Origin of the sequence: Pseudomonas sp. ABFPK (genome assembly GCF_001586765.1) — a bacterium.
GTDB lineage: Bacteria > Pseudomonadota > Gammaproteobacteria > Pseudomonadales > Pseudomonadaceae > Aquipseudomonas > Aquipseudomonas asiatica.
Map to the genome: position 1 here is coordinate 101,416 of NZ_LQXW01000089.1, position 13,638 is coordinate 115,053.

Here is a 13,638-nt window from a genome sequence, read left to right on the forward strand (position 1 = left end):
CACTGCTGGTGAAACCTGCGCCATCCCTGGAATGGATAAACGGTGCAGTCAGACTCAGCGCTTGGCCGCCAGCCAGGGCCGGCAGCTGGCGAACATGTCCAGCGATTGCTGGTAGACCTCGGTACGCACCTGCAACAGGCCGAGCATCGAGTGGAACAGGTTGTCCTGCGACAGCGGCGCATCGCTGAGCTTGGCCAGGCAATCGGTGTCGACGCCGAAGTCCTCCTTGTAGCTGTCGGAGAACCAGGTCAGCAACGGCACGTGCTTCTGCTGCTCGGGGGCGATGGCGTAAGGCGTGCCGTGCAGGAACAGGTTGTACTCACCCAGCGACTCGCCATGGTCGGACAGGTAGATCATCGCCGTGTCGACCTTGTCCTGCTTGCTACGCAGGATGTCGATCAGCGAGGCCAGCACCTTGTCGGTATAGGCCAGTGTGTTGTCGTAGCCGTTGACGATTTGCTGCTCGCTGCACTGGTCCAGCGCGTTGCTCTGGCATACCGGGGCAAAACGCTGGTCGGCACCGGGGTAACGCTTGAAGTATTCAGGCCCGTGGCTGCCCATCTGGTGCAGTACCAGCACGGTGTCCTTGTCGAGGTTGTCGATCAGCTCACCCAGGCCCTGCAGCAGGATCTGGTCATGGCATTCACCATCAGCGCACAACTGCGGGTCCTTGAGTTTGCTGACGTCGATGAACTGCACGCGATCGCAGGTACCCTTGCAACCCGATTGATTGTCACGCCACTGCACCGCCAGACCGGTCCGCTGGAGGATGTCCAGCAACCCTTCGCGGTTCTTCGCCACGCGGGCATCGTAGTCCTTGCGCTTCATGCCAGAGAACATGCACGGCACCGAAACGGCGGTTTCCGTGCCGCAGGAGTGAACATCGGAGAACGCCAGCAGGCCCTGTTCCCTGGCAAGGTTCGGTGTGGTATCGCGGTTGTAGCCGAGCACGCCGAAGTGATCTGCCCGCGCACTTTCACCCACCACCAGCACAGTCAGCGACTTGCGTTCATGCTTTTGCCAGGCAGCGTCACGCTTGGCATCTTCGCCGTAATGCTGGAAGGGCCGTGATGCGGTACCGACGCGCTCGCTGACATAACCGATGGAGGCACCCACGATATTGCTGGGGGTGAGCATCAGGCGCAGTTCGTGGTGGTTGCGAAACAGCGACGACAGGCCCTGGTAGTTGACCAGTGCCACCGAGCCCAGGGCCACCACGCAGGCACCGCCAACCACCAGCTTGCCGAGCAGTTCACGGTGCCAGGCGCGATAGGCGATCGGCGCCTTCCACAACAGCAGCGAAGGCACTACACCGAGGCCCAGGATATACAAGGCAAACTTCAACGAAAGCAGGTCACGCACTTCCGCCACGTTGGTTTCCGCAATATTGCGGAACATGCCCGCGTCAATAAGTACGCCGTACTGGTTCATGAAGTAAGCCACACCCGCGCCACTCATGAACAACACGATAAGTATTGGCTTCAATACATAACGGAAGGCGAACAACGTGAGGATCAGGTTGAACGCGAACAGCATCAGCACGGCAAACGCCAGGCTCAGCCAAAGCCCCGGCAAACCGGGCGGCACGACCTGTTCGAGATGCTGCCAGAGGAAGACATTGAAGCCTATCAGCAGGTAAAGGCTGGCCAGCAGCGTGACCCATTCAGTCCGCAGGGATTTGAAGTTGAGCATCAGTGTTCGCAATCAAGAGTGATTATCAGCCCGAGAGCCTGCGCGGCACCGGGGAAACTTGGCTGAACTCTAGAAAGCGTGCCATCAATATTTTGTGAAAAAGACGCCAACAAATTCGTGAGCAGGCGCTTTTTTTACATTAAAAGAAGTTCATTCAGCGCTTGTTCAGCCTGCCAGGCGTTCCTTGGCGTATGGCTCGCGGTCGATGTCCAGCACTTCCACGCACAGCTGGATGTCCAGCCCAGGTTGCTTGGGGATGGCCTCACGCAGCACATCCAGCAGGCTGGCGGACAGTTGCTTCTTCACCTCGGGCGAGCGCCCGCTGAGGATGGCCAGGCGCACATGGGCAAAGGCACGCTCGCCGGGCGCAGTGCCCACCCGATAATGCTTGAAGGCTTCGGCGCGGCTTTTGATATCGGCCTCGTCGGCGAACTGGCCACTGCCGACCAGGGCATGGTTCAGGCGCAGCAGCAGGACGTCGACATTCAGCTCACGCAGGTTGTCGCTGTATTCGAGGTTCAGGTGAGGCATGGCGCAGGTTCCGGGTCACGGGGGAGATGCGACAGCCTACCCCAGTCCCCTACCTGCGCAAAGACGACTATCCTCAAAGGTCAGAACCATCCGCCAACCCCGACAGAGGTGAAGAAATGCCAGTTCCGCATGATCTGCTCGCTGACCTGCACGTTACCGCTGATGCATTCCAGGCGCTCATGGACAAGGACCAGACGCTGCACTCACTGCACAAGGAATACAACGCAAAAGACAAAGAGGTGGTCGCTGCCGAAGGCAACGGCACCAACGACGAAACCGTCAACCGCCTGCGCAAGGAGCGCTTGCTGATCAAGGACAAGATCGAACGGATCATTCATCCGCCCAAATCCTGACAGGAATTCATTGAATCCACCGGCCTCTTCGCGGGTGAACCCGCTCCCACAGGTACAGCGCCAGACCTGAAGGCAGCGGAGTTCCTGTGGGAGCGGGTTTACCCGCGAAGAGGCCAGCAGCCCTCACATGGCAGCCGCAGCCTTCAACGCCCCATCCAGGTCGTCGACCAGGTCGCGATAATCCTCGATCCCCACCGACAACCGCAGCAGGTTCTCGCTGATCCCCATCACGCCCTTCTGCTCCGGGCTCAGCGAGCAGTGCGACATGCTCCAGGAGTGGTTGATCATGCTTTCCACCCCGCCCAGCGAGTCGGCCAGCACGAAGATCTGCAGCGCCTCCACCAGGCGGTTGAGCGCGGCGCGGTCGCCCTTGACCTTCATCGCCACCACCGCCCCGCCACTGCGCATCTGCCGTTTGCACAGCTCATGCTGCGGGTGGCTCTCCAGCCCCGGGTAATACACCTGCTCGATCTGCGCGTGGCTTTCGAGGAAGCGCGCCACCTGCAGGGCATTGGCACACTGGCGCTCCATGCGCACATCCAGGGTCTTCAGACCGCGCAGGGCCAGGTAGCAGTCGAACGGCCCCTGCACTGCGCCAATCGCCATGCTGATGCGGCGCAGGCGCGCCAACAGCGCATCATTGGCAGCTACGACCACGCCACCGGTGAGGTCGGAGTGGCCGCCGATGTACTTGCTGGCCGAGTGCATCACCAGGTCCACGCCCAGGGAGATCGGGCGCTGGTTCCACGGCGAGCAGAAGGTGTTGTCGATGCAAGTGAGGATGCCCCGTGCCTTGGCCAGGTCGCACACCGCCTTGATGTCGACCAGGTGCAGCAACGGGTTGGTCGGCGATTCGATCCAGATCAGCTGGGTTTCCGGCTTGATGGCGGCGGCCACCGCCTCGAGGTCGTTGAGGTCGACGTAGGTGGTGGTCAGGCCCGAGGTGCGGCTGCGGTAGTCTTCCATGATGCGGAAGGTACCGCCGTACACGCCGTTCATCACCACCACGTGGGCATCCTTGGGCAGCAGCTCCAGCACGGTGGCGGTGGCGTTCACGCCCGAGGCGCAGGCGACCGCGCCAACGCCCTCTTCCAGGGCGGCGACACAGGTTTCATAGGCATGCCGGGTGGGGTTGCCGACGCGGCTGTAGGAGTATTCCGGTTTGTCGTCAAGGCTGCGCTTGGTGAACGAGCTGGCGGTGACGATCGCCGGGAAAATAGCGTTATCGGCGACGCTGAACTGCTCACCGGCGTGAATGGTACGGGTGGCGAAATTGCGCGGCTTGTCGGACATGGTCAGGCCCATTGGCAGAGTGAAAGTCGCCACTATCGCACAACCCAAATCTTCTAGCCTTGGGGTAATCTGTGAAATATTTTTCTCCACGGCCCAAGCGCGATATGGACAGCTTCGACCAGCACATTCTCACCCTGCTTCAGCGCGACGCCTCGATCTCGCTCAAGGACCTGGCCGAGGCCGTCAACCTCTCCACCACGCCGTGCTGGAAGCGGGTCAAACGCCTGGAGGAAGACGGCTACATTGTCGGCCGTGTCGCCTTGCTCGACCCGGAACGGCTGGGGCTGGGGCTGACGGTGTTCGTCCAGCTCAAGACCCAGCGCCACGACAGCGCCTGGCTGGAGCAGTTTGCCGCGACCGTGACCGGGTTCGAGGAAGTGATGGAGTTCTACCGCATGTCGGGGGACTGGGATTACATGCTGCGGGTGGTGGTGGGGGATATTGCGGCGTATGACCGGTTTTATAAAAAGCTGATCACCAGTACTGATGGGCTGTCGAACATCACTTCCAGTTTTGCCATGGAGCAGATGAAGTACACCACGGCCTACCCGGTGCATCGTTCCTGATCGGTGCTGGATTCTTCGCGGGCTTGCCCGCTCCCACAGGAGTACCACAGGTGCTGAAAACTGTGGGGTCCCTGTGGGAGCGGGCAAGCCCGCGAAGAGGCCAGCACAGGCAACCGATCAATCCGCGGCAAGCACCGCCGCAATCCGGTTGCCGGCCTTGGCCTTCTCGACCTTGATCGCCACGAACTTCGAGGTCGGGGTATAGGTCCCCTCGCCATAGCTTTCCAGCGGCACCAGCGGGTTGGTCTCAGGGTAGTACGCCGCCGCCTGCCCCTCGGGTACGTCATACGCCACCAGGCGGAAGCCCGACACGCGCCGCTCCACGCCATCCTCCCACAGCGACACCAAGTCCACATGCTCGCCCGGCTCGAAGCCCATCCGGCGGATGTCCACCTCGTTGACGAACACCACTTCACGCAGACCGAACACCCCACGATAACGGTCATCCAGGCCATACAGAGTGGTGTTGTACTGGTCGTGCGAGCGCAGGGTCTGCAGGATCAGGTCGGGCTTGTCACCGCGCGCCAGCACCTTGGCATTCACCAGTTGCTCCGGCAGCCGGTGCGGGCTGAAGCGCGCCTTGCCTGTGGCCGTGCGCCAGGTACGGTCGGCGGCATTGTTGCCCAGGTGGAAGCCGCCCGGGTGCTGCAGGCGCTCGTTGAAAGCGGCAAAGCCGGGGATCACATCGGCAATCATGCTGCGGATGCGGCCGTAGTCGGCAACAGCGTACTCCCAGTCGATCGGCTGCTTGCCCAGGGTCGCCTGGGCCATGCCGGCGATGATCCACGGCTCCGAGCGCAGGTGCGGCGAGCGCGGGCGCAGCTGGCCGTGGGAGATGTGCACCATGCTGAAGGTGTCCTCCACGGTCACGCCTTGCGGCCCGCTGGCCTGCATGTCGATTTCGGTACGGCCCAGGCACGGCAGGATCAACGCATCGCGGCCGGTGACCAGGTGCGAGCGGTTGAGCTTGGTGGAAATCTGCACGGTCAGCGCGCAATTGCGCATGGCCGCATGGGTGCGCGGCGTATCCGGCGTGGCCTGGGCAAAGTTGCCACCCAGGCCGATGAACACCTTGGCCCGCCCCTCTTCCATGGCCTTGATCGCCAGCACGGCGTTGTGCCCGTGGGCACGCGGCACGCGGAACCGGAAGCGTTTTTCGATGGCATCGAGCAGCGCCGACCCGGGCTTCTCGTCGATGCCCATGGTGCGGTCGCCCTGCACGTTGCTGTGGCCGCGCACCGGTGACAGGCCGGCACCGGGCTTGCCGACGTTGCCGCGCAGCAGCTGCAGGTTGACGATTTCCTGAACGGTCGGCACCGAGTGGCGATGCTGGGTGACGCCCATGGCCCAGCACATGATCACCCGTTCGGCCTTGCGGTACATGCGCGCGGCCAGTTCGATCTCGGCCTGGGTCAGGCCCGATTGCTCGACGATGTGCGCCCAAGGCGTGGCGTCCACGGTTTCCAGGTATGCGTCGATGCCACTGGTGTGCTCGGCGATGAAGGCATGGTCGAACACCGCCGGTTCGCCATTGGCCTGGGCTTCGCGTTCCCACTGCAGCAGGTACTTGGCAATGCCACGCATCACTGCCATGTCACCGCCCAAGGCCGGGCGGAAGTAGGCCGTATTGGTTGGTTCGGAGCCATTGCTGAGCATCTCGAACGGGTGCTGCGGGTGCTGGAAGCGCTCCAGGCCGCGCTCCTTGAGCGGGTTGAAGCAGACCACCTGGGCACCACGCTTCACCGCTTCACGCAGCGGTTCGAGCATGCGCGGGTGGTTGGTGCCGGGGTTCTGGCCGATGACGAAGATGGCATCGGCCAGTTCCAGGTCGTGGAACACCACGGTGCCCTTGCCCACGCCGAGGGTTTCCGACATGCCCACGCCGCTGGCTTCATGGCACATGTTCGAGCAGTCGGGGAAGTTGTTGGTGCCGTAGGCGCGGACGAACAGCTGGTAGAGGAACGCCGCCTCGTTGCTGGCCCGGCCCGAGGTGTAGAACTCGGCCTGGTCGGGCGATTCGAGTGCGCGCAAGTGTTGCGCAACCAACGCAAAGGCTTCTTCCCAGCTGGTTTCGACATAGTGGTCGGTGGCTGCGTCGTAGCGCATCGGGTGGGTCAGGCGGCCCTGGTACTCCAGCCAGTAGTCGGTCTGCTCGGCCAACGCACTGACGCTGTACCTGGCGAAGAACGCTGGGTCCACCGAGCGGCCAGTGGCTTCCCAGTTGACTGCCTTGGCGCCGTTCTCGCAGAACTTGACCATGTCGTTTTCCGGCGACTCGCCCCAGGCGCAGCCGGGGCAGTCGAAGCCGCCGTTCTGGTTGGTCTTGAGCATGGCCCGCAGGTTCTTGAAGGCATTTTCGCTGCCCAGCCAGCTCTTGGTCACGCTCTTGAGCGCCCCCCAGCCGGCGGCGGCGCCTTTGTAGTCCCTGATATGTTGGTCCTGGCTCATGCTATGAATCCTCACGCTTCGATGCTTTTTTTCAGCCTATGGAGCGTGGGGTAGAGCCGTCCAATCGAAAGATCTTACGGGGTGATAGGCGGTTTCGATCATGGGCTGGAACCGCGCCACGGCCTTCGCGGGTGAACCCGCTCCCACAGGGCCCCCACAGGTTTCGAGCCCTGCGCTTTACCTGTGGGAGCGGGTTTACCCGCGAATTGGGCGACGCGGTCAACACTTTGAAATACGTGGCCTGCAGCCATGATAGAGGCCATCGATCAATCGGTCGGACAAAGCAATTTGACGGCCCTGCGCCCAAGTTATAGCTTGGATCGAGTCCCAATCCATTCGAGCGCGAACGTGGAACAGAACAGCCGGGCCCTGATCGACGGCTTCAACCGGAAAATCGACTACCTGCGGATGTCGGTCACCGACCGCTGCGACTTCCGTTGCGTGTACTGCATGGCCGAAGATATGCAGTTCCTGCCGCGCCAGCAAATCCTCAGCCTCGAGGAACTGCTCCAGGTGGCCGAGCGCTTCGTCGCCCTTGGTACCCGCAAGATCCGCCTGACCGGCGGCGAGCCGCTGGTGCGCCAGGGCATCGTCGACCTGTGCGGGCGCATCGCCGCCCTGCCCGGCCTGCGCGAGTTGTGCCTGACCAGCAACGGCTCGCAACTCGGGCGCCTGGCCCAACCGCTGTTCGACGCCGGTGTCACGCGCCTGAACATCAGCCTCGACAGCCTGGACGCCGAGCGCTTCAAGCAACTGACCCGCACCGGCGACTTGCACCAGGTGATCGCCGGCATCGACGCCGCCCGCCAGGCCGGTTTCAAGCGCACCAAGCTCAACTGCGTAGTCCTCAAAGGCCGCAACGACCACGAACTGGTCGACCTGGTGCGCTTTGCCATCGACCGCGAACTGGACATCACCTTCATCGAAGAAATGCCCTTGGGCGTGATCAGCGAACATGAACGCGGCGAGTCGTTCTGCTCCAGTGACGAAGTACGTGCGCTGCTGGCCGAGCAGTTCACATTGGTCGAATCGACCGAGTCGTCCCAGGGCCCCGCCCGCTACTGGCGCCTGGCCGAAGCCGCCAACACTCGGGTCGGCTTCATTTCGCCACACAGCCACAACTTCTGCGCCACCTGCAACCGCGTGCGCCTCACCGTCGAGGGCCGCCTGCTGCTGTGCCTGGGCAATGAACACTCGGTGGACCTGAAGCAGGTGCTGCGCGCCCACCCCGGCAACCCCGAACGCCTGGAAAAGGCCATTCGTGACTCCTTGCACCTCAAGCCCTACCGCCATCATTTCGAAGTCGGTGGCGACGTGCAGATCCTGCGTTTCATGAACATGACCGGCGGCTAGGCAGCCGTCTCTGGATTTCCATGATCGTTCACCCCACCCCCGATGTGCTGCGTGTGCTGTTCACCCTCAAGGGTTCGATCGTCAAGCGCATCGCCCTGCGTTGCCTGACGATCACCCTGCTGGCCGCGCTGATCGTGTTGGTCGAGCGGCATTTCCCGGCGTTTTTCTACCCGGTCAGCGCCACCCCGTTCACCTTGCTGGGCCTGTCGCTGTCGATTTTCATGAGTTTTCGCAACAACGCCTGCTATGACCGCTGGTGGGAGGGGCGCAAGGCCTGGGGCAAGCTGATCATCGAGACCCGTTCGTTCGTGCGCGAAAGCCTGGTGATCACCGACGAAACCCTGCGTGCCGAACTGTTGCGCAGCCTGTGCGGCTTTGCCCATGCGCTGAATGCACGGCTGCGCAGCGAGGACGAACTGGCCGCCGCCCGGCCCTGGCTGGCCCGGCCCGATGCGATCAGCCCGCACAACGTGTGCGACGCCATCCTGCGCGAAATCAGCGGGCACTGCTCGCGGCTGGCAACACAGCAGCAGATCAGTGACTGGCGCTACAGCCTACTGGAACAGCGGCTGGTGGGGCTGACCGAAGTGCAGGCTACCTGCGAGCGGATCAAGGGCACGCCGTTGCCGTTCCCCTACACGCTGTTGCTGCACCGCACCATCTACATCTTCTGCCTGCTGCTGCCGTTTGCCCTGGCCGAGCCGCTGGGATGGCTGGCGCCGCTGTTCACCACCATCGTGGGGTACACGTTCTTCGGGCTGGATGCGATAGGCAACGAACTGGAAGACCCGTTCGGGCGCGATGAGAACGACCTGCCGACCGATGCCATGGTGCGGACCGTGGAGCGCGATGTGCTGGCGGGGTTGGGGGAACAACAGCTACCGCCGGTGTTGTTGCCGGTGGACCATGTATTGAGCTGACTGAATGCAGTGGCCTGTGCCGGCCCTTTCGCGGGTAAACCCGCTCCTACAGGGCCCCCACAGGTTTCGAACCCTGCGCGATACCTGTGGGAGCGGGTTTACCCGCGAAGAGGCCGGTACAGGAGAAAACTCAGCCCCGGCTTGCACAGGCCTCGATCGGTTTCAGGTGCTTGACGAAGTTGCACGGCCGGTGCCGCGCATCCAGCTGCTCCGCCAGGATGCCCTCCCACGCCGTACGGCAGGCCCCGGTGGAGCCCGGCAGGCAGCACACCAACGTGCGGTTGGACAGCCCGGCCAGCGCCCGGCTCTGCACGGTCGAGGTGCCGATATCGAGAATCGACAGGGCCCGGAACAGTTCGCCAAAGCCATCGATGCGCTTGTCCAGCAAGCACTCGACCGCTTCCGGCGTGCTGTCACGCCCGGTAAAACCGGTACCGCCGGTGATCAGCACCACCTGCACCTGTTCGTCGGCAATCCAGGTGGCGACCTGGGCGCGGATCTTGTAAAGGTCGTCCTTGAGCAACGCCCGCGCCACCAGGCGGTGGCCGATCTCCACCGAGCGGCTGGCCAGCAGCTCACCGGAAGTATCGTTGTCGTAGGTACGGGTATCGCTGACTGTCAGCACGGCGATGTTGAGCGGTACGAAGACCGCATCGGGTTGGACGCGCACGGTGGGGCTCCTCGAGTGGCATTGCCGCCACGCTAGAGGCATGGCCCGGGGGCGTCCAATCGATATGGCGTACCGACTCATCAATGACATCTATCGCAGACGTGGGTTAAGGTCTGCATAACCCGATACCAGGCACCTCCATGGACATCAAGCAGCTCAAATTCCTCATCGCCCTCGACCAGACCCGCCACTTCGGCCAGGCGGCGGCGCTGTGCCATATCACCCAGCCGACGCTGTCCATGCGCCTGCGCAACCTGGAGGACGAGCTGGACCTGATACTGGTCAAGCGCGGCCAGCGCTTCGAAGGTTTCACCGAAGCGGGCGAGCGAATCCTGGCCTGGGCCCGTACCCTGCTCGCCGCGCACGATGGCTTGCAGGCCGAAGCCGCCAGTTGCCGCGGCCAGGTGGTCGGCAGCCTGCGCCTGGGCACGGTGCCGCTGGCCAGCTTCAACCCCATGCACCTGCTGCTGCCGCTGCGTGAAAAATACCCCGAACTGCACTTCCAGATCAGCTCGCTAAGCTCGGAACAGGTGATCGACGGGCTCAGCCGCAACCAGCTCGACCTGGGCATCTGCTACCTGGACCAGGTCAACACCAGCTTCTTTGAAGTGATCGAACTTGGCACCACCACCATGGGCCTGCTGCACGATACCCGGCACTTCCAGTTCGCCAGCGACACCCTGCGCTGGGACGAGCTGGGCGACATTCCGCTGGGCCTGCTGAGCAAGGGCATGCACTACCGCCAGTCGCTGGACCTGAGTTTTCGCAGCCGTGGCCTGGAGCCGAATGCGGTACTGGAAAGCGACTCGAGCTTCCAGCTGATCCAGGCCATCAACACCGGCATGTGCTGTGCGGTCATGCCACTGGACTGCGGGCTGGAAGACCTGAGCGAGCACCTGCGCATCCTGCCGGTGGCCGACGCCGCCATCCACAGCCCGGTCGGCCTGCTGCTGCGCCGCAGCGAACCGCGTTCGGCAATTGCCGAGCAGTGCTTCGATGAGGCGCGGGCGCTGTTTCAGGCCAACTGAGCGCTGGTTGCCTGGCGGTACTGGCGCGGAGTGAAGCCGGTCAGTTGCTTGAACTGGCGGCTGAAGGCACTGTGGTCGGTATAGCCGCAGCACATCGCCACTTCAGTGATCGGCAGTTCCGAATGCAGCAAACGGTGGGCGTGCTCCAGGCGTGCCTTGTGGATCATCTGCCGTGGCGTGAGGTGGAACACCCGCTTGCAGTAGCGCTCCAGCTGGGCCACGGAAATGCCAGCGATACGGGTCAGCTCGCCCATGCTGATAGGCTGGTGGAAATGCCGCCGGATATGCTCGTCCACCGCCGCCAGGCGCTGGTAGGCAGGATGGCTGTCGGCGGCTGACTGCAAGTCGACCGAGATGCCGACCAGGCCAATGATATCGCCGGCACGGTTGTACAGCGGGCGCTTGTGGGTCAAGCACCAGCCAGGCTCGCGGCTGCCGTAAAGATGCAGCTCCAGCTGGTCTTCCAGCACCAAACCCTCCTTGAGAACGCGACGGTCCTGCTCGGTGTAGCCGGGGCCCAGCTGTGCCGGGAACACTTCGGCGCTGGTCTTGCCCAGCAGCGGTTGCAGGCGCTTGAGGCCACAGCGCTGGACCAGGGTGTTGTTGGCCAGCACATAGCGGGCGGCCGGGTCCTTGATGAAGATCGCGGCGTTGGGGATGGCGTCGAGGATCGGCAGCAGTAGGGACACACCGGCGAGCAGGGCCTGGAGGTTGGCGGGGCGGTGCTGGTCGAGGGACTGGTACAGGGTTGCCAGGGGAGTGTCGGTCATCTGCTCTCTCTCGGTTTGCTGTGCCGGCCTTCGCGGGTAAACCCGCTCCTACAGGTACTGCGCAGCCCTCGAAGCTGCGGAGATACCTGTAGGAGCGGGTTTACCCGCGAAGAGGCCGGCACAGCAAGTAAATGTCTACAACCCTTATGCGTTAAGGCTTACAGCCTATCCACCACCCTTCCCTCATACCACTGCTTTTTCGCAACTGTGCCGATTTCGTCATCCCCCCTGCAGAAAACCATCAAGAACCGCCGCCCCGATCGGTCCACTCTATGCCCCACGCAAGCCGCCCCAAGTCCTACAAGAGCGCGGCCCAAAAAGCCGCATCTCGTGACATCAGACCTGCCTATCCAATAACCAACAAAAAGGCGAACCCATGTCAGGCAAATTCAAAAAACAGTTGTCATTGCTGGACCTCACCTTCATCGGCCTAGGCGCCATCTTCGGCTCCGGCTGGCTGTTCGCCGCCAGCCACGTCTCGGCCATCGCCGGCCCGGCCGGCATCCTGTCCTGGTTCCTTGGCGGCTTCGCCGTACTGTTGCTGGGCATCGTCTATTGCGAACTGGGCGCTGCCCTGCCGCGTGCCGGGGGCGTGGTGCGCTACCCGGTGTACTCCCACGGCCCGCTGCTGGGCTACTTGATGGGTTTTATCACCCTGATCGCCTTTTCCAGCCTGATCGCCATCGAAGTGGTCGCTTCGCGTCAATACGCCGCCGCCTGGTTCCCCGGGCTGACCAAGGCCGGCTCCAGCGACCCGACCGTGCTCGGCTGGCTGGTGCAGTTCGCCCTGCTGGGGCTGTTCTTCTTCCTCAACTACCGCAGCGTGAAAACCTTCGCCAAGGCCAACAACCTGGTCAGTGTGTTCAAGTTCATCGTGCCGCTGCTGGTGATCGGCGTGCTGTTCACCTTCTTCAAACCGGAAAACTTCGAGGTCCAGGGCTTTGCCCCGTTCGGTCTGTCCGGCGTTGAAATGGCGGTATCGGCCGGTGGCATCATCTTCGCCTACCTGGGCCTGACGCCGATCATTTCGGTGGCCAGCGAGGTGAAGAACCCGCAACGCACCATCCCCATCGCGCTGATCCTCTCGGTACTGCTGTCCACCGCGATCTACGCCCTGCTGCAACTGGCCTTCCTCGGCAGCGTGCCGACCGAAATGCTGAGCAACGGCTGGGCCGCAGTGACCAAGGAACTGGCCCTGCCCTACCGCGACATTGCCCTGGCTTTGGGTGTGGGCTGGCTGGCCTATCTGGTGGTGGCCGACGCGGTGATCTCGCCCAGCGGCTGCGGCAACATCTACATGAACGCCACCCCGCGCGTGGTCTATGGCTGGGCGCAGACCGGCACCTTCTTCAAGTACTTCACCCGTATCGACGCCGAGTCCGGCATCCCGCGCCCGGCGCTGTGGCTGACCTTTGGCCTGTCGGTGTTCTGGACCCTGCCGTTCCCGTCCTGGGAAGCGCTGATCAACGTGGTTTCCGCCGCCCTGGTACTGAGCTACGCCGTGGCCCCGGTCACCGTCGCCGCCCTGCGCCGCAACGCCCCCGATATGCCGCGCCCGTTCCGGGTCAAGGGCATGGGCGTGCTCGGCCCGCTGTCATTCATCATCGCCGCGCTGATCGTGTACTGGTCGGGCTGGAAGACCGTGTCGTGGCTGCTGGCCCTGCAGATCGTGATGTTCGTGCTGTACCTGCTGTGCGGCCGCTTCGTGCCGACCCAGCACCTGTCGCTGGCCCAGCAAGTGCGCTCGTCGGCGTGGCTGATCGGCTTCTACGCGGTGACCATCCTGTTGTCGTGGCTGGGCAGCTTCGGCGGCCTGGGAGTGCTCGGCCACCCGTTCGACACCCTGGTCGTGGCCGCTTGTGCACTGGGCATCTACTACTGGGGCGCTGCCACCGGCGTGCCTGCCCACCTGGTGCGCCTGGAAGGTGAGGATGAAAGCGAAGCCTCCTCCGAAAGCTACCCAGGCCAGTGCCCTGCCGCCGTCGCCTCCTGACCCACTCTCGAATGGATATGC

The 13,638-nt window shown here is 63.2% G+C and carries 12 protein-coding genes; 6 read left to right on the forward strand and 6 right to left on the reverse strand.

All coding sequences use genetic code 11. The features are described 5' to 3' along the window. Positions 1–54 precede the first annotated feature (54 nt). Positions 55–1,692: a phosphoethanolamine transferase gene (locus tag WM94_RS28075; protein WP_061552670.1), complete on the reverse strand. Its 1,638-nt coding sequence runs from the start codon at positions 1,690–1,692 to the stop codon at positions 55–57. 165 nt (positions 1,693–1,857) lie between these two features. Further along, positions 1,858–2,223, reverse strand: a complete 366-nt coding sequence (locus WM94_RS28080) for a 5-carboxymethyl-2-hydroxymuconate Delta-isomerase (protein ID WP_039613987.1) — start codon at positions 2,221–2,223, stop codon at positions 1,858–1,860. A gap of 116 nt (positions 2,224–2,339) precedes the next feature. Here WM94_RS28080 and WM94_RS28085 point away from each other — a divergent pair, with 116 nt between their 5' ends. Continuing rightward, complete coding sequence (locus WM94_RS28085) at positions 2,340–2,576, forward strand: YdcH family protein (RefSeq protein ID WP_003259536.1); 237 nt, start codon at positions 2,340–2,342, stop codon at positions 2,574–2,576. A 123-nt stretch (positions 2,577–2,699) separates the two neighbouring features. Here the strand turns inward: WM94_RS28085 and WM94_RS28090 are convergent, their stop codons facing one another. Then, on the reverse strand, positions 2,700–3,881 hold the full coding sequence (locus tag WM94_RS28090) for a PLP-dependent aspartate aminotransferase family protein (protein WP_039613986.1): 1,182 nt from the start codon (positions 3,879–3,881) through the stop codon (positions 2,700–2,702). A gap of 92 nt (positions 3,882–3,973) precedes the next feature. Here WM94_RS28090 and WM94_RS28095 point away from each other — a divergent pair, with 92 nt between their 5' ends. Further along, complete coding sequence (locus tag WM94_RS28095) at positions 3,974–4,435, forward strand: Lrp/AsnC family transcriptional regulator (RefSeq protein ID WP_039613985.1); 462 nt, start codon at positions 3,974–3,976, stop codon at positions 4,433–4,435. Between the two features lie 117 nt (positions 4,436–4,552). On the opposite strand, the gene WM94_RS28100 is transcribed toward WM94_RS28095, so the two are convergent. Next, positions 4,553–6,883, reverse strand: a complete 2,331-nt coding sequence (locus tag WM94_RS28100; RefSeq protein WP_061552671.1) for an FdhF/YdeP family oxidoreductase — start codon at positions 6,881–6,883, stop codon at positions 4,553–4,555. A 348-nt stretch (positions 6,884–7,231) separates the two neighbouring features. Between WM94_RS28100 and moaA the strand changes: the two genes are divergently transcribed. Together moaA and WM94_RS28110 are read left to right on the forward strand one after the other, a co-directional pair. Next, a complete protein-coding gene (gene moaA, locus WM94_RS28105; protein WP_039613983.1) occupies positions 7,232–8,236 on the forward strand; it encodes a GTP 3',8-cyclase MoaA in 1,005 nt (334 codons plus the stop codon). 20 nt (positions 8,237–8,256) lie between these two features. Further along, positions 8,257–9,156 carry a bestrophin family protein gene (locus WM94_RS28110; protein WP_061552672.1) on the forward strand — a complete coding sequence of 300 codons (900 nt, stop codon included), beginning with the start codon at positions 8,257–8,259 and terminating at the stop codon, positions 9,154–9,156. 130 nt (positions 9,157–9,286) lie between these two features. Here WM94_RS28110 and moaB read toward each other — a convergent pair whose 3' ends face one another. Further along, the gene (gene moaB, locus WM94_RS28115; RefSeq protein ID WP_003259533.1) at positions 9,287–9,826 is read right to left on the reverse strand and encodes a molybdenum cofactor biosynthesis protein B; all 540 of its coding nucleotides are present in this window, start codon (positions 9,824–9,826) and stop codon (positions 9,287–9,289) included. Positions 9,827–9,966: 140 nt separating this feature from the next. On the opposite strand from moaB, the gene WM94_RS28120 reads away from it, so the two are divergent. After that, positions 9,967–10,854, forward strand: coding sequence for a LysR family transcriptional regulator (locus tag WM94_RS28120; RefSeq protein ID WP_061552673.1), 888 nt, complete (start codon positions 9,967–9,969; stop codon positions 10,852–10,854). On the opposite strand, the gene WM94_RS28125 is transcribed toward WM94_RS28120, so the two are convergent. After that, complete coding sequence (locus WM94_RS28125; RefSeq protein WP_061552674.1) at positions 10,842–11,624, reverse strand: AraC family transcriptional regulator; 783 nt, start codon at positions 11,622–11,624, stop codon at positions 10,842–10,844. The genes WM94_RS28120 and WM94_RS28125 overlap by 13 nt on opposite strands. A 376-nt stretch (positions 11,625–12,000) precedes the next feature. Here WM94_RS28125 and WM94_RS28130 point away from each other — a divergent pair, with 376 nt between their 5' ends. Continuing rightward, positions 12,001–13,617 (forward strand): APC family permease, encoded by a 1,617-nt coding sequence (locus WM94_RS28130; protein ID WP_061552675.1) that lies wholly within the window; start codon positions 12,001–12,003, stop codon positions 13,615–13,617. The last annotated feature ends 21 nt before the right edge of the window (positions 13,618–13,638 follow it).

Bases quoted from the DNA above. Each gene is read 5' to 3' on its own strand.
- WM94_RS28120 (WP_061552673.1), top strand. From the start codon at position 9,967: ATGGACATCAAGCAGCTCAAATTCCTCATCGCCCTCGACCAGACCCGC.
- WM94_RS28095 (WP_039613985.1), top strand. From the start codon at position 3,974: ATGGACAGCTTCGACCAGCACATTCTCACCCTGCTTCAGCGCGACGCC.
- WM94_RS28085 (WP_003259536.1), top strand. From the start codon at position 2,340: ATGCCAGTTCCGCATGATCTGCTCGCTGACCTGCACGTTACCGCTGAT.
- WM94_RS28125 (WP_061552674.1), bottom strand. From the start codon at position 11,624: ATGACCGACACTCCCCTGGCAACCCTGTACCAGTCCCTCGACCAGCAC.
- WM94_RS28075 (WP_061552670.1), bottom strand. From the start codon at position 1,692: ATGCTCAACTTCAAATCCCTGCGGACTGAATGGGTCACGCTGCTGGCC.
- WM94_RS28100 (WP_061552671.1), bottom strand. From the start codon at position 6,883: ATGAGCCAGGACCAACATATCAGGGACTACAAAGGCGCCGCCGCCGGC.
- WM94_RS28090 (WP_039613986.1), bottom strand. From the start codon at position 3,881: ATGGGCCTGACCATGTCCGACAAGCCGCGCAATTTCGCCACCCGTACC.
- WM94_RS28080 (WP_039613987.1), bottom strand. From the start codon at position 2,223: ATGCCTCACCTGAACCTCGAATACAGCGACAACCTGCGTGAGCTGAAT.
- WM94_RS28110 (WP_061552672.1), top strand. From the start codon at position 8,257: ATGATCGTTCACCCCACCCCCGATGTGCTGCGTGTGCTGTTCACCCTC.
- WM94_RS28130 (WP_061552675.1), top strand. From the start codon at position 12,001: ATGTCAGGCAAATTCAAAAAACAGTTGTCATTGCTGGACCTCACCTTC.